The organism is Kribbella sp. NBC_01505 (assembly GCF_045040285.1).
GTDB lineage: Bacteria > Actinomycetota > Actinomycetes > Propionibacteriales > Kribbellaceae > Kribbella.
In genome coordinates, this window is the sequence record NZ_CP109425.1 from 4046364 (window position 1) to 4065113 (window position 18750).

General features: G+C 67.8%; 16 protein-coding genes. 9 read left to right on the forward strand and 7 right to left on the reverse strand.

The window, feature by feature from the left end; all coding sequences use genetic code 11:
- Positions 1–48: 48 nt before the first annotated feature.
- Complete coding sequence (locus OG474_RS19215) at positions 49–1323, forward strand: ATP-binding protein (protein ID WP_405063704.1); 1275 nt, start codon at positions 49–51, stop codon at positions 1321–1323.
- An 8-nt stretch (positions 1324–1331) separates the two neighbouring features.
- Here OG474_RS19215 and OG474_RS19220 read toward each other — a convergent pair whose 3' ends face one another.
- A complete protein-coding gene (locus tag OG474_RS19220; RefSeq protein ID WP_405063705.1) occupies positions 1332–3980 on the reverse strand; it encodes a hypothetical protein in 2649 nt (882 codons plus the stop codon).
- Between the two features lie 104 nt (positions 3981–4084).
- Here OG474_RS19220 and OG474_RS19225 point away from each other — a divergent pair, with 104 nt between their 5' ends.
- The 4 genes from OG474_RS19225 to OG474_RS19240 are packed head-to-tail and all read left to right on the forward strand — an operon-like array spanning position 4085 to position 6508.
- Positions 4085–4243 carry a hypothetical protein gene (locus OG474_RS19225; RefSeq protein ID WP_405063706.1) on the forward strand — a complete coding sequence of 53 codons (159 nt, stop codon included), beginning with the start codon at positions 4085–4087 and terminating at the stop codon, positions 4241–4243.
- Positions 4244–4285: 42 nt separating this feature from the next.
- A complete protein-coding gene (locus tag OG474_RS19230) occupies positions 4286–4537 on the forward strand; it encodes an acyl carrier protein (protein WP_405063707.1) in 252 nt (83 codons plus the stop codon).
- Entirely contained in the window at positions 4534–5775 is a 1242-nt protein-coding gene (locus OG474_RS19235) for an AMP-binding protein (protein WP_405063708.1), read from the forward strand. Before OG474_RS19230 ends, OG474_RS19235 begins: the two co-directional genes overlap by 4 nt.
- Positions 5768–6508 carry an SDR family NAD(P)-dependent oxidoreductase gene (locus tag OG474_RS19240; protein WP_405063709.1) on the forward strand — a complete coding sequence of 247 codons (741 nt, stop codon included), beginning with the start codon at positions 5768–5770 and terminating at the stop codon, positions 6506–6508. Before OG474_RS19235 ends, OG474_RS19240 begins: the two co-directional genes overlap by 8 nt.
- A 21-nt stretch (positions 6509–6529) precedes the next feature.
- Here the strand turns inward: OG474_RS19240 and OG474_RS19245 are convergent, their stop codons facing one another.
- Positions 6530–7894: an FAD-binding oxidoreductase gene (locus OG474_RS19245; protein ID WP_405063710.1), complete on the reverse strand. Its 1365-nt coding sequence runs from the start codon at positions 7892–7894 to the stop codon at positions 6530–6532.
- Between the two features lie 165 nt (positions 7895–8059).
- Between OG474_RS19245 and OG474_RS19250 the strand changes: the two genes are divergently transcribed.
- Together OG474_RS19250 and OG474_RS19255 are read left to right on the forward strand one after the other, a co-directional pair.
- The gene (locus OG474_RS19250; protein ID WP_405063711.1) at positions 8060–9280 is read left to right on the forward strand and encodes a DUF2786 domain-containing protein; all 1221 of its coding nucleotides are present in this window, start codon (positions 8060–8062) and stop codon (positions 9278–9280) included.
- Positions 9277–9792, forward strand: coding sequence for a dTDP-4-dehydrorhamnose 3,5-epimerase family protein (locus tag OG474_RS19255; RefSeq protein ID WP_405063712.1), 516 nt, complete (start codon positions 9277–9279; stop codon positions 9790–9792). Before OG474_RS19250 ends, OG474_RS19255 begins: the two co-directional genes overlap by 4 nt.
- Here OG474_RS19255 and OG474_RS19260 read toward each other — a convergent pair.
- The gene (locus tag OG474_RS19260; RefSeq protein ID WP_405063713.1) at positions 9773–10354 is read right to left on the reverse strand and encodes a TetR/AcrR family transcriptional regulator; all 582 of its coding nucleotides are present in this window, start codon (positions 10352–10354) and stop codon (positions 9773–9775) included. The two genes, OG474_RS19255 and OG474_RS19260, sit on opposite strands and share 20 nt — an antisense overlap.
- Positions 10355–10480: 126 nt before the next feature.
- Between OG474_RS19260 and OG474_RS19265 the strand changes: the two genes are divergently transcribed.
- On the forward strand, positions 10481–11980 hold the full coding sequence (locus OG474_RS19265; RefSeq protein WP_405063714.1) for an MFS transporter: 1500 nt from the start codon (positions 10481–10483) through the stop codon (positions 11978–11980).
- On the opposite strand, the gene OG474_RS19270 is transcribed toward OG474_RS19265, so the two are convergent.
- The 4 genes from OG474_RS19270 to OG474_RS19285 form a co-directional block, all read right to left on the reverse strand.
- Entirely contained in the window at positions 11879–12847 is a 969-nt protein-coding gene (locus tag OG474_RS19270; RefSeq protein ID WP_405063715.1) for a GNAT family N-acetyltransferase, read from the reverse strand. The genes OG474_RS19265 and OG474_RS19270 overlap by 102 nt on opposite strands.
- Positions 12844–13872, reverse strand: coding sequence for an alpha/beta hydrolase-fold protein (locus tag OG474_RS19275; RefSeq protein WP_405063716.1), 1029 nt, complete (start codon positions 13870–13872; stop codon positions 12844–12846). Before OG474_RS19275 ends, OG474_RS19270 begins: the two co-directional genes overlap by 4 nt.
- A 20-nt stretch (positions 13873–13892) precedes the next feature.
- A complete protein-coding gene (gene argS, locus OG474_RS19280) occupies positions 13893–15578 on the reverse strand; it encodes an arginine--tRNA ligase (RefSeq protein WP_405063717.1) in 1686 nt (561 codons plus the stop codon).
- 81 nt (positions 15579–15659) lie between these two features.
- Positions 15660–17696 carry a CDP-glycerol glycerophosphotransferase family protein gene (locus OG474_RS19285; protein WP_405063718.1) on the reverse strand — a complete coding sequence of 679 codons (2037 nt, stop codon included), beginning with the start codon at positions 17694–17696 and terminating at the stop codon, positions 15660–15662.
- Positions 17697–17885: 189 nt separating this feature from the next.
- Between OG474_RS19285 and OG474_RS19290 the strand changes: the two genes are divergently transcribed.
- Positions 17886–18659: a cell filamentation protein Fic gene (locus OG474_RS19290; protein WP_405063719.1), complete on the forward strand. Its 774-nt coding sequence runs from the start codon at positions 17886–17888 to the stop codon at positions 18657–18659.
- Positions 18660–18750: the final 91 nt, after the last annotated feature.

Below are 18750 nucleotides of genomic sequence, written 5' to 3' on the forward strand. Positions count from 1 at the left end.
CGCCTGCTAACGGTATGGTTTGACTCCTGCTAATGGTAGTGTTGGCGGGTGGCGAACTACCTTGCGCGCGTCGTGGACGCAGAACTCGACGAGCTGCTGTCAGGCTTGCCGGCGATCACCCTCGACGGACCGAAGGGGGTCGGCAAGACAGCGACCGCGCAGCGTCGAGCGCGCACCGTCTACACGTTGGACGACCCGGGTCAGCGGCTCTTGCTGGAAGCTGATCCAGGTCGCCTGGACCGAGCGGAGCCGCCGGTTCTGCTGGACGAGTGGCAACTACATCCCCCGGTATGGGATCTCGTGCGACGAAGCGTCGACCGGGACTCCGCGCCGGGACGGTTCTTGTTGACGGGCAGTGCGAGCCCCGTCGAGTCGCCGACGCACTCGGGTGCGGGTCGCATCGTGCGGTTGCGGATGCGGCCGATGGCACTGGCGGAGCGTGGTATCGAATCTCCGACTGTCAGTCTGCGAGGCTTGCTGACTGGTTCGAGGGCGCCGATCGACGGCTCGACGAATGTGCGGTTGGCGGCGTACGCCGAGGAGATCGTCGGCTCGGGCTTTCCCGGTATCAGGCCGTTGGCGGCCAGGGCCCGGCGAGCACAGCTCGCCGGGTATCTCGACCGGATTGTCGAACGAGACTTTCCCGAACAAGGCCATCTGGTCAAACGCCCGGCCACGCTCCGCGCCTGGCTGGCGGCCTACGCGGCCGCGACGGCGACAACCGCGGCGTACACCGCGATTCTCGACGCGGCGACGGCGGGTGACACCGACAAACCGGCCAAGACAACGACGATGGCCTATCGCGACGTGCTCAGCCAGTTGTGGTTGCTCGAGCCGGTCGAGGCCTGGCTGCCGACCCGCAATCGGCTCACCCGCTTGGGGTCGGCGCCGAAACATCATCTGGCAGATCCTGCCTTGGCCGCCGCTCTGCTCGGCGTCGGTGTGACGGCACTTCTCGACGATGTGACCGGAGACAGTCCGCGTATCCGCGACGGTGTCCTGCTGGGACAGCTGTTCGAATCATTGGTCACGCTGGATGTCCGGGTCTACGCGCAGGCTGCCGAGGCGACGGTTCGGCACCTGCGGACGCGAAACGGCGACCACGAGGTGGATCTGATCGTCGAGCGTGCCGATCATCGCGTGGTCGCGATCGAGGTGAAGCTTTCGCCGGTGGTGACCGACGACGACGTACGCCACCTGCGCTGGCTGAAGGCGCAGATCGGTGATGACCTTCTCGACGCCGTGGTGATCACTACCGGCGGGGAGGCGTATCGGCGTGCTGACGGGATCGCTGTTGTCCCGGCAGCACTTCTTGGGCCGTGAGGGCTGCGCTAGCTGGCTGGTGAGCTTGGGCCGGTGCTGGTCAGGTCCGTGGTGGTGGGGGACGGGGTGAAGAGGCCCTGGGTCGGGACGCTGGTTGTCGGCAGCGTCCCGCTCGGGATCGGGTTCGAGGGGATGCTCTGCGTCGGGAAGCTCGGTGTGGTGGTGGGGAAGCCTGGCGTGCCGGTCGGGAAGCCGGGGGTGCCCGGTGTGCCGGTCGGGAAGCTGGGGGTTCCGGTGGGGAAGGACGAGGTCGGAGTGGGCGTCGGCGTCGGGAACGGGCTGTTCGCCGGTGGGGGCGGGTAGAGCTGGTAGACGCGGACGTTGCCCAGTTCGAAGCGGAGGTCGGTGAGGCGGTCGAGGTTCTTCGGGGGCTGGGTGACCCGGTCGTCCAGCAGGAGCCACTGGACGCCGTACTTGGTGCGTAGGGTCTCGAGGAGCTCGCGGGTGGGGTTGGCGAAGACCTCGTCGTTGACACGGAGCTTCTCCTCGTCCCAGTAGTTGCTCTGGGGCTTACCGGGGTAGCTGTCGTCCACGCGGGTGCGGAAGGCCCAGCCCTGGACCAGGACGCGGCGTTCGGCGTAGCCGGCGATCCAGTAGGAGCCGGCCAGGCAGCGGGTGTTGCTGGGTTTGTGGCAGTGCACGTTGGTGGCGATCCGGTCGTTGGCGCCGGAGTTGCGCCGGATGAAGCGTGCGGCCTCGATACCGCCCGGTGCGATCGACTCGTAGTCCGTCAGTGACGGACTGGCGAATTTCCGCACCGATGCGAGCGTCGGCGACACCGTGGTCCCGAGCAGGACGGCAACCGCGATGACAGCCCAGGTACGGCGGGAGCCGCGCAGAATCAGCCCGAATAGTCCGATGCCGAGCGCTGCGATCACCAGTGCGACTGCCAGTCCCTGGCCGAAGCAGTTGGTCGTCGTGCAGGAGCCGGGTGAGCGGTAGCGACCCCAGTAGATCGCCGCTACCCCGATCAGCAGTGCGACTGCGGCAATCCAGTACTGCTTGCGTTTCAGCGAGCTCAGACCCCAGGTGGCGAGCAGTACGCCGTACAGGAAGCCCGTGCGGATGAAGAAGAGCTGTACGTCGCCCTCGTCGTACAGGAGGGAGGCTGCGACGACGGCGGCGAGCAGACTGACGACCAGGAAGACCGGCATCGGGTCACGCTTGACGCGGCTCCTGATCAGCAACGCGCCGACACCCGGCATCACCCAACCGACAACCACCACCGCAGCAATCACTGCGACCGCGGAGCCCCCGCCCATCCGGTCGGCCAGCCGATCGAAGGTGCGTGCCGGGTCGAACAGGAGGCTGGACGGCGTGCCACGCAGTACGACGAAGTAGGTCAGCGCGAAGGCCGCAGCGACACCGATGCCGAGCACCAGACCGCGCAGGTTGAGTCGACCTCTCCTGACAGTCAGATAGACCCACGCAGCGGCCAGACCGGCGCCGTACACGGGCAGTGTGGTCGCTTTGGTGAGTGCCAGTGCAGCGATCAGTACGGCGGCCACCACAAGCAACCGGAAGACGTGAGCACGCGACGGGCGGCCGGGCTGGCGGCGCAGCAGGAGCGCAGTGACCGCGATGAGCGGCAGCAGGAGAACTGTCGAGAACGCCTGCGCCGGATTGGTCAGTTGGCCGAGTGAGAACGGCCCGTCCGAGAAGACGCGATCCGAAACGGCCCATGGCCACGCAGTGAGGTCTCCGGCAGCCACGGTCAGTCCAGCAGCGATCGGTGCGGCTACTGCGCGACCGGTGAGCAGGACCCCGACAGCGGCCGCACCGACAACCGTCAGCAGGATCCACGCGAACGGGACCATCCGATGCGTCAGGACGTCGAGGGGGATCGTCGTGATCCAGTGCGACGACGCGATGTGGTCGTACGCCGCCCAGTGGCCGGTCAGCCACCGACCATCGGCGTACGGGAGTCTCGGTGGGAAGTGATGGGTCAGCTCGCCGGCGATGGCGAGGCTGTGGGGTGCATCGGAGTTCGGTCGGAGCGCAGCCGGGCCTTGGAGTGGGATGAGCTGTGAGCCGGTGCGGACGAACCACGCAGCTGCTGCGCCCACTGCGACCATTACACCGGCGGTCGCCCACCATGGCGTCGGGCGCGGTGCTCGTGGGGCGCGGGGGAGGGCGCGGACCATGCCGAGAGCGAGCGCGGGCATCAGCAACCCAGCGAACGGCATGCTGAACAGCATCCCGATCGGGTACACGAGTGCCTCGACCGCGAGGCCGAACGCAGTACCGAGCACTGCGTCCACGGTGAACCAGCCAGTGCCGCCGGTCAGCCGCCGCCAGAACATCGTCCCCGGTACGGCGATCACCACGAGGAAATAGGCCAGGTACACGATCGGCATCCAGACCGGATGCTCCTGCAAGCCCACGAACCAGGCCAACGGCAGCACCGGCACACTCACCAGGCCAGCCGCACGCATCCCACGCCCGCTGAGCCGCCGCTCACCCCGCCGTCGCCAGAACCGCCGCTTCGGCTTCTCCTCCGCCGTCGCGTCAGCTTTGCCCTCGGGTTTGCCCTTTGGGGCGTCCGCCGTGCCTTTCTCCTCGGCCGGCTTGCTCTTCTCCTCGGCCGGAACGGCCGGTAGCTCCTGCGTGACCGCCTCAGATGCGGTCTTCGGGTCCCCCTCGCCAGCTGCGGTCACCCGGAGAGTCTAGGCATGCGAAGGCAGCACCGAGCCGTTTACCACCGGCGTGATCGCCTTTACACTCAGTAACCTCCCAGGTCTCGCAGCATCGGGGAGGTCCCATGGTCGTCCTCCACATCGCCGGACTGCCGGTCGAGGAGGTTCTGCTGGCCGCGATCGCGGCCGCCAGCCCACTGATCGCACTGATCGGCTGGGAGATCTCCAGCCGGATGAAGCGGCTCCGAGCGGCCCTCCGTCGCGACCCCGCGGATCCGACATGACGCCCGCCGCCGGTCCGGCGCGGCAGGCTAGGCTCTGTGGTCATGAGTTCGGTGGCGCGGGACAGGGTCCGGGAGTTGATGGGTGAGGTGATGACCGCACAGGGCAGGTCGTTACCGGCCGACGACAGCGCCGATCTGCGCACGATCGGTTTCCGCTCGCTCGACTTCTCCGAGCTCGCGCTCCGGGTGGAGGACGAGCTGGGCGACGAGTTGAACTTCGATGCGCCCGGGCTGCGCCGGATCGCCACCGTCGGCGACGTACTGGACTTCATCGAACAACTCCAGACGGCGTGACTACGAGGCGCCGGACCACCGCACTGATCGGTGACGACAACACCGTGGTCGTCGCCGGCAAGAGCCTGACCTGGCGGACGCTGCACAAGCTCCCGCAACTGCCGTCCCCGGCCGCAGTCCTGGTCGACAACGGCGCTGATGCGCTGGCCGCACTCAGACACCACGCAGTGCACGGCACCGAGCTGCTGGTCGCCACCAGCTCGCGTGTGGACGAGTACATGCGCGAGGAGCTCGGCGAGTCCGGCTTCTCGATCGTCCTGCCGGACGGGGAGGTCACACCGGCCAGACTGAAGCGTGTGGAGGAGTCAGGCCGCGCTTGGCTGCTCACCTCCGGTTCGACCGGCCGTCCGAAGCGGATCGGTCACACCCTCGAGTCACTCACCACAGTGACCGCCGACCAGCCCCCACGCACCTGGCTGCTGCCCTACTCGCCCGGTACGTACGCCTGGTGGCAGGTCGTGATGATCTCCCTGACCCAGCAGGACCAGGGACTCGTCGTGATCGAGCCGGACGAGCTGGAGGACTGGCCGCAGATCGCTGCCCGGCACGGCGTCACCGCAGCCTCCGGTACGCCGACCTTCTGGCGGCAGGCGATCTACCGGGACTCGGAAGCGCTGGCCGCCGTACCGCTGGAGCAGATCACCCTCGGCGGTGAGCCGGTCGACCAGGCGATTCTCGACCAGCTCCGCGACCTCTTCCCGAAGGCCCGGATCTCCTGGATCTACGCGTCCTCGGAGGTCGGTGCGTCGATCGTGGTGCACGACGGCAAGGCCGGCTTCCCGCGCGAGTGGTTGAAGCGCGCCCCGGATCCGGACCGCCCGATGCTGTCGGTGGAGAGTGACGAGCTGGTGATCCGCTCGCCGCATCACGGCGCCGGACTGGTCGGTGCGGTGCACACCGGCGACCGGGTCGAGTACGACGGCGACCGCGTCCTCATCACCGGTCGACTCGACACCGACGAGATCAACGTCGGCGGATCGAAGGTATCGGCCGGAGTGGTTCGCAATGTGCTCATGGGACACCCAGGTGTCTCCTGGGCCCGCGTGTTCGCCCGCAAGGCCCCGCTGGTCGGCCGCATGGTCGCAGCCGAGGTCGTGTCGAACGAGTCGCTCGGTCCGATCACCGACGCGGACCTGGTGCAGTGGTGCTCGAGCCGTCTGCCGGACTACGGCGTACCGCGGCGGATCAAGTTCCTGGACGAGATCCCGCAGAAGGAGACGCTGAAAAGCGATGTCTGAGTCCGTACCGCCCGCGTCGGTCGTGCTGGTCTCGGGTGGTTCCCGCGGCCTCGGTCTGGCGATTGTCACCGACCTGCTCACCGCCGGCATCAAGGTGGCCGCCTTCGCGCGCACTGTGACCCCAGAGCTCACCGAACTGACGTCGAAGTACCCCGACCACCTGTACGCCGGTTCTGTCGACATCAACGACACCCCAGTCGTACAAGCGTTTGTGAAGACCGTGGAGTCCACCCTCGGCCCGGTCGACGGCCTGGTGAACAACGCAGCGATCGGTCAGGACTCACTGCACGTCCACACCAGCGCGGAGCGGCTCGAGGACATCATCCAGACCAACCTGACCGCGCCGTTGGTGCTCACCCGCTTCGTACTGCGCCGGATGCTCGCAAAGGGTCTGAAGGGCCGGATCGTCAACGTCACCTCGATCTGCGCCCAGCGCGGCTACCCCGGCCTGGTGGCCTACTCGGCGACCAAGGGCGGCATGGATGCGGCCACCCGCTCGCTCGCACGTGAGCTGGGTGGCCGTGTCCTCGCCAACGCCGTGGCGCCGGGCTTCTTCGCCTCCGAGATGTCAGCCGTGCTCGGACAGACCCAGCTGGACCAGATCGTCCGCCGTACCCCGACCGGGCACCTGACCGAACCGGACGATGTCGTCCCCGTGGTCCGGATGCTGCTGCTGGACAACACCAACATCAACGGTCAGGTGCTCGTCATCGACGGAGCTGCGTCCATCTGAAAGCCTAGGCAGCCTAATAATCTAAGCAGGCAGTATGTTCTGGTTGCGGTGGAACACGTTGTCCGGGTCGTACTTCGCCTTGATCTGCTGCAACCGCTCGTACTTGGACCCGTACGACGCCTTGATCCGATCGTCCTCGGCCTCCGTCATCCCGTTGACGTAGCTACCGATTCCGGCCGTGTGCGGCTGCAGCGCTTCCCAGAAGCTCCGGACCCACTGCTTCTCGGCCTCGAGCAGCTCCGGCGCGAGAGTGTGGCCGACGATGAACAGGGCGTACTGGTCGGTCCGCTCACCCCCGAAGGCGGTGGCGTCGTCGTCGACCGCGGAGTAGGCCTGGTCGAGCCGATAGATCATGGTCGCGGACATCGGCGAGACCTTCTTCGCGATCTCCTGCGTGATGACCTCGATCGCGCCGTCGCTGAGTTCCTTGAGGTAGGAGCCCTTCTCGTACGAGTGGTGGCCCCAGTCGTTCGGCTCGTCCAGCGACTGCTGCAGTGCGACGTAGGGCATCGGCGTACCGAACTCGAAGGACGGCGGCAACGCGGTACGGATCCGCTCCAGCACCTCGGCGTGCTGCTCGGGCGGACCGAAGCCGACAGTCACGAAGGCGTAGCCGGGGGCGAAGTGCAGCGCCTCCGGTACGAACGGTGCCGGCGGAGCGTTCAGTGCGGCGATCACGATGTTGATGTCCGCGGGCAGCGTCGGGAACAGCTCCCGTGCGAGCCGCAGTACGTCGGCGCCCTGGTCGACTGTCCAGAACTGCATGCCGTACTGGACCATCGGCCCGGCCTCGTGCAGCCGGAACTCGAACTCGGTGACCACTCCGAAGTTTCCGCCGCCACCGCGAACACCCCAGAACAGATCCGGGTTCTCGTCCTCAGCGGCGCGCAGAATGCTGCCGTCCGCGGTGACGAGCTGCACGGACTCCAGGTTGTCGATGCTGAGGCCGTACTTGCGGCTCAGCCAGCCCATGCCGCCACCGAGCGTCAGACCGCCCACTCCGGTGTGGCTGATCACGCCGGCCGGCACAGCGAGGCCGTGCTCCTGCGTAGCGCCGTCGAGGTCGCGCAGCAACGCGCCTCCGCCCACGCGCGCCAGTCGGGCCTCGGCGTCGACGTACACGCTGTTCAGTGCACTCAGGTCGATCATCAGACCGTTGTCGACCGACGACGCTCCGGAGACGCTGTGTGCTCCCCCGCGCACTGCGATCTCCAGACCGTTCTCCACTCCGTACCGGATCGCGACAGCGACGTCCTCGGCGCTCTGCACCTGGGCGATCACCGCCGGTTGCCGGACATGCTGCGCGTTCCAGAGTCGCCGCGCCTCGTCGTACCCGTCCTGGTCGGGCGTCAGCACGGTTCCGCTGAAGCCTGCAAGCTCAGTCATCACATTCCTCCCCGATTGTGGTGCCGTCAGGCTAAGTCCGAGGACCGGTCGGGGCGGTGTCCTTTAGGGCAGATCTTCGCGCGGAATCGCTTGCTGCACCAGGTTTTCCACAGGATGCGAGCTGCCCGTTTGGGTGCGGCTCCGGACGGTGTCAGACTCGACCGCGTGAGTGACGACGAGATTCTGCGCCTGCTGCCGATGGCGGCCGCGATCGTTGCCCTGCACGACGATCGGGCCGACGGCGAGCTCGCCCGCCTGGGTGGGTTCGACGAACGTGACCAGGCCCAGGTGGATCGCGTCCTGCACGGCTTCCTGACCGGCCTGTTGCGGACGAGTTGGGAGCGCGGCTGGACGCCGGCCGACCTCCTCCAGCACGGCCGCCGCGAGTTCGACCCGGGTGTCGAGCCGCTGCTGCTGACCGCGATCGCCGCCGAGCATCGCAACTACCGCGAGGACATGGTCGATCCGCGGTGGCTCGATCAGCTGCTCGACCTCGGCATCGAGCCGCCGTTCGCCGAGCTCGACTTCGCGGCCTGGGCCAAGTCCGAGCGCGTCAGCCGCTACCTCACCTTGCGGCACACGCTCGCGCTGTCGGGATTCCTGCAGTCTCTGCCGCCGTTGGCCCAGCTGTTCCCACCGCCAGGCACGACCGTACGCCGGATCGCGGGTGAGCGACCGGCCGCTCCGGCGAACGCGAAGATGCTCTCGCGGATCCGCGGCCTGCTCGCGAAGGCGGAGGCGACCGAGTTCCCGGACGAGGCCGAGGCGTTGTCCGGCAAGGCCCAGGAGCTGATGGCCAAGTTCGCGCTCGACCGGGCGCTGGTCGAGGCGGATCCGGCGGTCGAGATCCCGGACGATTCGGCCGCCCGGCGGATCTGGCTGGACACGCCGTATGTGTCGGCCAAGGCGCAGCTGGTCGGAGCGGTCGCGACGGCGAACCGGTGCCGCACCGTCATGATCGAGCAGCTCGCCGTGGTCACCGTCATCGGGGCCGACCTCGACCTGCAGCTCACCGAGATCCTCGCCACCTCCCTGCTGGTGCAGGCGAATCGCGCGATGATTGCCTCCGGCAAGCACATCGGCCGGTACGGCGAGTCCCGGACGAGGTCGTTCCGGCAGTCGTTCCTGATGGCCTACGCACAGCGGATCGGCGAGCGGCTGCAGGCCGCGACCGAGGCGACCCAAGCCGCCGTGCCGGTGGCGGACGCCAGTCGGCTGCTGCCGGTGCTGACGCGCCGCGAGGAGCAGGTGGAGGCGTTGTTCACCAAACTCTTCCCGAACACGAAGATGCGCCGGACCCGGATCACCAACGGCGCCGGCTGGGCGGCCGGGCTGAGCGCGGCCGACCAGGCGCAGCTCGAGGCGCGCCAGCAGGTCCGCCGATGAAGGTGCGCGAGACGTCGATCGCCGGCCTGCTACGGATCGAGCTCGCCCTCCAGCCGAATGCTGACGGCTGGTTCGAGGAGAGCTTCCATCGGGACAAACTCGCGGCCGCCGGAGTCCCGCCGTACGAGGTCGTCCAGCACAACGTCACGTACTTCGAGCGAGCCGGGATCCTGCGCGGGATCCACGCGGAGCCCTGGGACAAGTACCTGTCGCCCTCGGCCGGCCGGGTCTTCGTCGCGATCGTCGAGCTGCACTCCGGGCAGGTGGAGACGTTCGAGCTCGGGCCCGGCGATGCGCTCTACGTGCCGCGGGGGCTCGGCAACTCGTTCTGCACGATCGCGCCGCACACGGTCTACAACTTCCTCGTGAACGAGCCGTGGTCGCCGGAGCGGATCGCGGTGAACCCGTTCGATCCGGAGCTGGCGATCCAATGGCCGGTCGCCGAGCCCAGCTACACCGAGCGCGACGCGGCGAGCCCGTCCCTGGCTGAGGTCAGGGCGCAGTTGGCCTGAGGCCGCACAGGACGATCTCGAGCATCCGCATCGCCTGATCCGGCGCCACGGCAGGGCTCAGATGGCTGATCCCGCCGGCGAGCCGCATGACGTCGGCCAGCTCGATCTCGGGCCGGATGTCGCCACTCTCCTTGGCCTTGACCAGCAACAGCTCGCCGGCCTCCTGGATGTTCGTCTTGCAGGTCTTGAAGAACTCCGAGTCCCGGCCGAGCGCGTTCATCATCTCGACCGCGAGCGTCTTCTTGGACAGGCCGTAGCCGACGAAGCTGCGCAGCCAGGCGCTCAGAGCCTCGAACGGCGGCAGCTCCCGATCGAAGTCGTAGGCACGATCGATCACCGACTGGATCTCCTCGACGTACACAGCTTCGAGCAGGGCCGTCCGGTTCGGGAAGCGGCGGTAGAGGGTGCCGATGCCGACCCCGGCGCGACGGGCGATCTCCTCCAGTGAGGTGTCGGTGCCGTGCTCGGCGAACGTCTCCCGGGCGGCCGTCACCAGCAGGTCGTAGTTCCGGGCCGCATCCGCGCGGGTCGGCCGCGTGGTGGGCAACGGTGTCGACGCCATGCGGACCTCCCTGGAATAAGACGGCCGACAATATCGCTTGCAAAGCGGAGGATGCCTCCGTATTGTGAAGCGGAGGAAGTCTCCACTTCCTCCCACAACTGTAGCCCCTCCGGGGTAAGGAGCACTATGTCAGGCACGACCACCCGGCGACCCGGGCTTGTTCTCGCGGTCATCCTGGTCACCCAGCTGATGGTGATCCTGGATGGGACCGTGGTGAACATCGCCATGCCCAAGATCCAGCAAGCTCTCGATTTCAGCCCGTCCAGCCTCTCCTGGGTGCAGAACGCCTACGCCCTGGCCTTCGGCGGACTGCTTCTGCTCGGCGCCCGCGCCGGTGACCTGCTCGGTCGCCGCCGCGTCTTCATCACCGGCGTCAGCATCTTCACCCTTGCTTCCCTCCTCGGCGGACTCGCTCCGAACGCCGAACTCCTGCTGTCGGCTCGCGTTCTGCAAGGCGTCGGTGGCGCCATCGCAGCGCCCGCGGCCCTGACCCTGATGATGCTCACCTACCGCGAAGGCCCCGAGCGGATGAAGGCGCTGGGCTACTACAGCCTGGTCTCGTCCGGCGGCGGCAGCGTCGGCCTGGTCCTCGGCGGCATGCTGACCGACTGGGCCTCGTGGCGCTGGGGCCTGTTCATCAACGTCCCGATCGGGATCGGGCTGGTCATCGCGGCCCGCCGGGTGCTGACCGAGACTCCCCGGGAGACCGGCCGGTTCGACATCGCCGGTGCGCTCACCTCGACACTCGGCATCACGTCGGTCGTCTACGGTTTCATCCGCGTCGCCGACGTCGGTTGGACCGCGGCTGAGGCCCTGATCTCGTTCGGTGCCGGGGCGCTGCTGCTGGTGGCGTTCGTGCTGATCGAGCGCCGGGTCAGCCACCCGATCGTGCCGCTGCGGCTCTTCCGGTCCGCGTCCCGCTCGGCGTCGTACGTGACGATGCTGCTGGTGATCGGGACCATGTTCGGGATGTTCTTCTTCCTCACCCAGTACCTGCAGGGTGTGCTCGAGTTCAGCCCGCTCGCGGCCGGCCTGGCCTTCCTGCCGATGACCGGTCTGCTCTTCGCCTCGTCCCGGGTCGTCCCGAAGCTCCTCAACCGCATCGACGGCTCGCGCTTCATGCTGGCCGGTGCGCTGCTCATCACCACCGGCACGATCTGGCTGACCCAGCTGGACGCCAACAGCACCTACCTCGCCAACGTGGTCGGACCGCTGCTGGTCTTCGGACTTGGCGCCGGCATGCTCTTCATCCCGCTGGTCGGCCGGGCCATCGCCAACGTCGCACCGGAGGACTCCGGAGCCGCGTCCGGCCTGCTCAATGTCGTCCAGCAGGTCGGCGGTGCACTGGGGTTGGGCATCCTGGTCACCCTCTTCGGCACGGCCAGCCGCAACTCCACCGGTACGACGCCCCGCGCCGTACTGACCGATGGGGTCCACGCGGCCTTCATCGGCGCCCTCGTGTACGCCGCCCTGAGCCTCACGATGATCGTGATCAGCGTGAAGCCGTGGACGTGGCTGCGTCGCTCAGAGTCCCAGGCGGAAGGTGATCCACTTGCTGTGGACAGCGAAGCCAAGGCTCTCGTAGAGGCCGAGGGCACCAGTGGGGTTGTCGGCATCCACTCCTAACGAGGCCCGCTGATAGCCGGTCCGGGCGCCTTCGGCGAGCACCTTCGCCAGGGCGGCCCGGGCCAGCCCACGTCCGCGGTACTCACGCCGGGTGCCGACCTGACCGACATACACCTCGCGTACGCCGGTCGCCTCGGTGTCAGCGACCCATTCGTACCCGAGCGCATAGGCCGCGACGGTGTCCCCGTCCAGTACGACGTAAGACACATCTGGCCGGAATGAGCGCGAGCCGGTGACGTGGGTCTTCCAGGACTCGGGGTCGCGAGGCAGAGCGGCCCAATGGTCGCGGAAGGCCTCGTTGTGAGCCACCCGGAGTCGTTCGTCGACGGACTGGTCGAACGGCACCAGCCGAAAGCCGTCCGGCAGGTCGACGACCTGGACCGGCTCTTCGAGCGAACGCTTCATGTCGCAGAAGTAGCGGGCCTCCTCGAAGCCGAGCCCGCGCAGCATGGCGATCGTGCCGTCGTGCGTGCTCCTCGCACTGGCGCGGACCTCACCAGGGGAGTCCGGAAACTGCGCAGTGTGCTGCGCACTGGCGGCCTGGATGGTCCACTGCATCAGGGCGCCGCCGACACCACGCCGTCGCCACTCCGGGTGCACAGTGCCCTCGACCGCGACCCGGTCCACGTCGATGACCGACGTGGACGGGTGGAGCTTGGCGTAGCCGACCATCTGCTCGCCGGACCACAGCCCGATGGTGGCTCGCTCGACGTCGAGGTGTGGATCCGCTAGCTCCTCGAGGAGATCGGCCGCGTCGTAGTTCTCGCCGCCGTGGTCGATCAGCTCGCGGACAGCGAGCAGGTCGGCCCAGGCCTGCGCATCGTCGTTGCTGATCGGCCGTGCGGTGATCCCCGCCGGCCAGGTCACTGGAACTGCTCACAGAGCCAGCGGACGGCCAGGGGATAGCGGTACTCGATTCCACCGTGCTTGCCGTCGAACAGCTCGAAGTGCACCTTCTCCTCCGGTACGCCGATCGCCTGCAGGCCACGGTGGAACGCAGTCGCCCCGAGGTCGAGGTAGTACTCGTCATTGCGGCCGGCGTCGATCCAGATAGCCCGCATCGAGCGCGCAGCATCGGCGTACTGGGGTTGCTTGAGCATTTCGACCGGGTCCAGGGCCAGCCAGCGCTCCCAGACCTCCGGGATCACTTCACCGAGGTCGTCGAACGGCAGCAGCACCGTCCCGTCCGGCTCGGCGGAGTACGCCGAGGAGTAGCCATAGATCTCGTAGAGGTGGATGTCCTCGTTCTGCAGCTGGCCGGCTCGCCCCGCGGCGTCCTTGAAGAAGTTCTGGATGTCACCGTCGTACTTGTCCCGCAGCGTGCGTGCATGCGCGGCGAACTCGCCGCGGTAGCAGAGCTCGAAGCTCGCATCACCCGCGTGCGTCGCCAGTGCGCCGAACACGTCCGGCCGCAGCAGGGGCATCACCATGGCGGTGTAGCCACCACTGGACTTACCCGTCATCGCCCGGTGGTCGCGGTCGGCGATGGTCCGGTACGTCGCGTCCACCCACGGCACGATCTCGTCACACACGTACGACAGGTACTGGCCGGTGCCGGGGGAGTCGAGACTCTGCCCGCCGCCGTACCTGGTCCAGGTGTCGACGAAGACCACGATCGCCGGCGGTACGTCGCCGGCCGCGAACATCGCGTCCAGGAGCTCCGGGTAGGGCTGCCGGAAGGGCACGCGGTTGAACCACATCCCGTTGTGACCGGTATAGCCCATGGTCACGTAGACAACCGGGTAGCGCTGGTCGGACTCGTCGTACCCGGGTGGCAGGTAGACGAGCACCGGCCGCTCGTGCGGGTCGCCCAGCGGGTTCCCTCGCAGCAACGCACTGTCGTACGTCTTCTGCTCCAGTGTTCCCGCCCAGTCGATCGACCACGGCAGCATCGGCAGCCTCCTTCAGAGAGTCACATCGCGTCAGGTGCCGCGATGCCCAGTAGACCAAGCCCATCCTGCAGCACCTGCCGGGTCGCCGCGCACAGGGCGATCCGGCTCGCTCTGGTCTCGCCCTCGCTCTTCAGCACCGGACACTGTTCGTAGAACACAGACAGTGCCGCAGCCAGCTCGTAGAGGTACGTACACAACCGGTGCGGCTGCAGAGTCTCGGCCACCTGGGCGACGGTGTCGTCGAAGCCCGTCAGTAGTAGCGCCAGCCGCTGCTCGATCGGGTGATCCAGCAGAGTCACCGCGCCGGGGGTCTCGCCGGCGTTGGAGAGCAGCCGAGTCAGCCGCGCGTGCGCGTACTGCAGGTACGGACCGGTGTTGCCGGTCATCGCGACCATCCGGTCCAGGTCGAACACGTAGTCGTTGTCCCGGTCGCTGGACAGGTCGGCGTACTTGACCGCACCGATGCCAACAGCCACGGCGGTCGCGGCGCGGTCGATACCGGTGCGGTCGTCCAGCAACGCGTCCGCCCGCTCAACCGCCTCGTCGAGCAGAGTGGTCAGTTTGACCGTCCCGCCGGCTCTGGTCTTGAACGGCTTGCCGCCTGGGCCGAGCACGGTCCCGAAGCTGACATGTTCGGCGGTCGTTGTCGGCGGCAACCATCCGGCCGCCCGCGCCAGCGTGAAGATCATGTCGAAGTGCAGCGCCTGCCGATGGTCGACGACGTACACGATCCGTTGCGCGTGCAGGTTCTTCACCCGGTGCCGGATCGCGGCCAGGTCGGTCGCGCTATAGCCGAAGCCGCCGTCGGACTTCCGCACGATGACCGGCAGCGGCTGACCGTCGCGACCGACGTATCCAGGCAGGAACGCACACGAGGCGCCGTCGGACTCGGTCAGCAGACCGTCCTGTTCGAGCTCGGCCACGATCACCGGCAGGTCGTCGTTGTAGGCGCTCTCGCCAACCACGTCGTCCCTGGTCAGCGCAGAGCCGAGCCGCGCGTAGACCTGCTCGAAGTCGGCCAGACTGACGTCCACCATGTGCTGCCAGTTCGCCCGGGTCGCCGGATCACCGGTCTGCAGTGCGACGACCCGCAGCCGGGACAGATCGGCGAAATCGCCGTCACTGTCGAAGTGCCGCCGGCTCCGCTCGTACAGCTCCTGCAATCCCTGCAGGTCAAGGGTGTCCGCGTCCAGACCCTCTTCGAGCAGCTGCTCGATCATCATCCCGTACTGCGTGCCCCAGTCGCCGACGTGGTTCTGCCGGATCACCTGGTACCCGACGTACTGCAACACGTTGCAGACCGAGTCGCCGATCACCGTCGACCGCAGGTGACCGACGTGCATCTGCTTCGCGACATTCGGCTGCGAGTAGTCGACGACGACCCGCTCGCCCCGTGGCGCGAAGGCCGGCCGGTCGTTGATCGCGGCCGCCAGCACGGTGGACCGCACGGTCAGGTTGATGAAACCAGGCCCGGCAATCGCGGGCGGCTCGCACAGATCGTCGAGCTCTAGTGCGGCCACCAGGCGTGCGGCGACCTCCCGCGGCGGCAGGCCGAGTTGGTTGGCGAGTCGGAGCGCCAGATTGCTCTGGTAGTGGCCGAACTCGGGCTTGGTCGCCGACCGCAGCTCCGGATCGAGATCGATGCCGAAAGCGGCAGTGGAGGCAGCAGACAGTCTGGAAGTAAGCGCAGACGCAACAGCGGACATGAGAAAGTCCTTTAGAGACAACAGACGTGAACAGGGAAGGCTGAGGTGTTCAGGCAGTCTGTCGTCGTCGCATGTCAGCCATTATGCACGAAGGTTGCTCCAGTACGCCGAGGGTGCCGGTGACCGGTGGGCCAGCGGAGTGATCGCCGGTACGTCGTCCTCGCCGAGAAACACCCGCCGTACGACGCGCTCGGCGGCCCGGCCGTCGTCGTACTCGCAGAAGCGCTCCCGGAACAGCTGCCGGTGTTTCGCGGCCTCTGGCGCGGCGAACGCAGCACTGCGGAACGCGGCACGCAGCTCGTCCGCGGACTGCGCCACCAGCCCCGGCGGGAACTCGGTGATGTCGAAGTAGGTCTCACCCGGGCTGCCCTCGACCAGCAGCACGATCGGACGGTCCAGGTTCGCGTAGTCGAAGGTCAGAGCCGAGTAGTCCGTGATGAGGACGTCGGCCGCGAGCATCAGGTCGTCGACGCGCGGACCGGCGTTCACATCGAGCACCGCAGCGTCGGTCAGCTGCCCCAGGTCGTAGTGCGACCCCTCACGGGCGTCCAGCAGCACCAGCTGCGAGTCGTCGAACCCGAGCGCCGCCCTGATCGCCCGGACGTCCGCCAGAGTCGCAGTCAGCAGCCGGTCGTTGCGGGGGTACCCGTACTCGAGCTCTTCGAAGTACGACGGGAAGGTGCGCTCCCAGATCTCCGAGGAGTACCGGTTCGAGGACAGGTTGAAGTCCCAGCGGTCCACCAGATCCAGATCGGGGCCAGTGGTCTGCTTCTTGAGCGGAGTGCCGTGCTGAGTCTGCAGCTGGACCTGACCGGGCCGTTTGCCCACGTCCCTCGACCAGTTCGCGTTGTTGACGAAGTACGTCGCCCGTCCGAGCAGCTTCTGGTACGCCGGTGAGCCCGCGACGACGTACTCGACGCCCTCCGGGATGTCCGCCAGGTGCTCCGGGTCGATCACCCACACCCCGCGGACCTGCGGCGCCAGCTCGGCCGCCTTCTCGTAGATCGCCCGGGGGTTGCACGCATACCGGGTGCACCGGCAGGCGGCGTACACGGCGAGGTTCGGGTCGAGTTTGGCGCGGTGCAGCAGTTTGCCGACGCTGTTGCGCGGACTCGGGAACTGCAGCACCTTCCCGGTCACCTTGAGCGTCGAGTAGGTCGCGTAGTCGTCGTAGATGAGTTGCCAGCGCCGGAAGCCGCGCCTGCTGCGGTCAATGGTGTAGTCGTCGGGCTTCCATCGCTTGGCGAACGCATGGGCCGCGTGGAAGAAGTCGGCGCGGTCCTCAGGAGCGATCCGCTCCGGCTTCGCCAGTACGGCGAGGATGTGGTCCAGGGACCGGTCGAAGGCGAACCGCCGCCAGCCGGCCAGCTCCGGATCGGACTGGATGAAGGCGTGCACCCGGTCGTACTGGTCGAAGATGTCCCATTGCCGACGGCCGCTGGTGGCGTGGATGTTGCCGCCGGTCCGGTGCTGGCGGTAGTGCACCACCACGCGGTCCAGGGTGGCGATCCGCTCCGCGGTCAGCATGGTCGAGTACGTCCAGGGGGCGTCCTCGTAGAAGCCGGCGGTGAACGCGAAGCCGTGCCGACTGAGGAAGTCGCGGCGGCAGGCCTTGTTCCAGACCACCTCGAGGAAGGTGAGGAAGATCGGCCGCTCCGCCGCGGTGAACACGCCGGCGCCCTCCCGGGCGAAGGCGTCGTGCCGCTGGTTGCCGACCAGCCGGCCGTCCCAGAAGATCCGCTCGTAGTCGAACAGGACGATGTCCGGCTGCCCGGTGTCGTCGATCCGGCGGGCGATCGCCTCCAGCGAGCCGGGCAGGTAGAGGTCGTCGGCGTCCAGGAACAGCACGTACTCGCCACGGCACTCCTTCAGCCCGGCGTTCCGGGCCGGACCGAGGCCGACGTTCTCCTCCAAGTGCAGGACCCGGACCCGCGGGTCAGCGGCGGCGTACTCGTCCAGGATCCGGCCGGAGCCGTCGGCATCGGCGTCGTCGACGCCCAGCACCTCGAAGTCGGTGAACGACTGGCTCAGCACCGAGTCCAGGCAGGGTCGCAACCACGCCCGGGAGGCATGGCAGGGGACCACGATGCTGAACTTGGGGACGGTGCCGAGCGCCATACGACCGCATCTTAGTGCCGCGAGTTGAGCGTTCGACGGCACTGGAGGCGCCCAGGCACGCACCTCGCTGCGTTGGAGGGACGCCCACGATGAACCCCGCATCGAGGACGCCCCTCCGCCTTGCGATGCACGCACCTGGACACCTCCAGCGCTCGCCGACCACTCAACTCGCGGCACTAGGCTGCACGTATGACAACGGATGTGTTCGAGCCCCTGGCCACTCTGGAAGGGGTCGGGTCGGCGGCGCGGGCGGCGCGGGATGCGGTCGACGTACTGCTCCGGGACCGGGGCCTGCGCAAGGTGGGCGCGGACATGACCGCTGAGGCGCTGCTGCGGGGTGCACACGCGTCAGCGGCGCTCGCGGGCAGCACTGCGACGCTGGACGACGCACGGCAGGGGAGTGCCGACCCGCTGGTCACCGGCGCGGTCCGGATCACCGGAGAGCTGATGCGGCTCGCGCCTCAGGTGGACATCGCGCCGGTCCAGGTGTGGACCAGGCTGCACCAGCTGGCCGGCGCCGATCTGGGCCCGGAGCCCTCTCTGGGCCACTTGCGGACCGCTCGGGAGCCAGTGCCCGACGACATCCCCGGACTGCCGCCGGCACCGTCCGCGGACGAGATGTGGGAGCGACTGAGCGCACTCGGGAAGGCGCTGAGCCGTCCGACCAAGGCTCCCGCGCTGGTGGTCGCCGCGATCGTGCACGCCGAGCTCGCCGTACTGCGGCCTTTCCCGACCGCCAACGGATTGGTGGCGCGGGCCGCCGAGCGCGCGATATTAGTTGCCCGAGGCATCGACCCGGTCGCGGTCACGGTCCCGGAGCTCGGTCACTGGGAGTTGTCGGCAACCTATTCCTCCGCGCTCACCGACTACACAGTGCGAGGACTGGTCGGCGTCCGCGATTGGTTGCTGCGGTCCTGCGAAGTCGTTGCCCTGGGAGCCGAGCGCTCGCCGCTGGCAGGTTAGTTTGCCCTTGTATTACTGATATATGGGCGCATGCGAACAGCGCTCTCACGGGGAGAGCGCCGTCGCTGGCACGTCATTCTGGTTACCATGC

Bases quoted from the DNA above. Each gene is read 5' to 3' on its own strand.
- OG474_RS19225 (WP_405063706.1), top strand. From the start codon at position 4,085: ATGGTCGTCCTCCACATCGCCGGACTGCCGGTCGAGGAGGTTCTGCTG.
- OG474_RS19230 (WP_405063707.1), top strand. From the start codon at position 4,286: ATGAGTTCGGTGGCGCGGGACAGGGTCCGGGAGTTGATGGGTGAGGTG.
- OG474_RS19240 (WP_405063709.1), top strand. From the start codon at position 5,768: ATGTCTGAGTCCGTACCGCCCGCGTCGGTCGTGCTGGTCTCGGGTGGT.
- OG474_RS19245 (WP_405063710.1), bottom strand. From the start codon at position 7,894: ATGACTGAGCTTGCAGGCTTCAGCGGAACCGTGCTGACGCCCGACCAG.
- OG474_RS19255 (WP_405063712.1), top strand. From the start codon at position 9,277: ATGAAGGTGCGCGAGACGTCGATCGCCGGCCTGCTACGGATCGAGCTC.
- OG474_RS19260 (WP_405063713.1), bottom strand. From the start codon at position 10,354: ATGGCGTCGACACCGTTGCCCACCACGCGGCCGACCCGCGCGGATGCG.
- OG474_RS19265 (WP_405063714.1), top strand. From the start codon at position 10,481: ATGTCAGGCACGACCACCCGGCGACCCGGGCTTGTTCTCGCGGTCATC.
- OG474_RS19275 (WP_405063716.1), bottom strand. From the start codon at position 13,872: ATGCTGCCGTGGTCGATCGACTGGGCGGGAACACTGGAGCAGAAGACG.
- argS (WP_405063717.1), bottom strand. From the start codon at position 15,578: ATGTCCGCTGTTGCGTCTGCGCTTACTTCCAGACTGTCTGCTGCCTCC.
- OG474_RS19285 (WP_405063718.1), bottom strand. From the start codon at position 17,696: ATGGCGCTCGGCACCGTCCCCAAGTTCAGCATCGTGGTCCCCTGCCAT.
- OG474_RS19290 (WP_405063719.1), top strand. From the start codon at position 17,886: ATGACAACGGATGTGTTCGAGCCCCTGGCCACTCTGGAAGGGGTCGGG.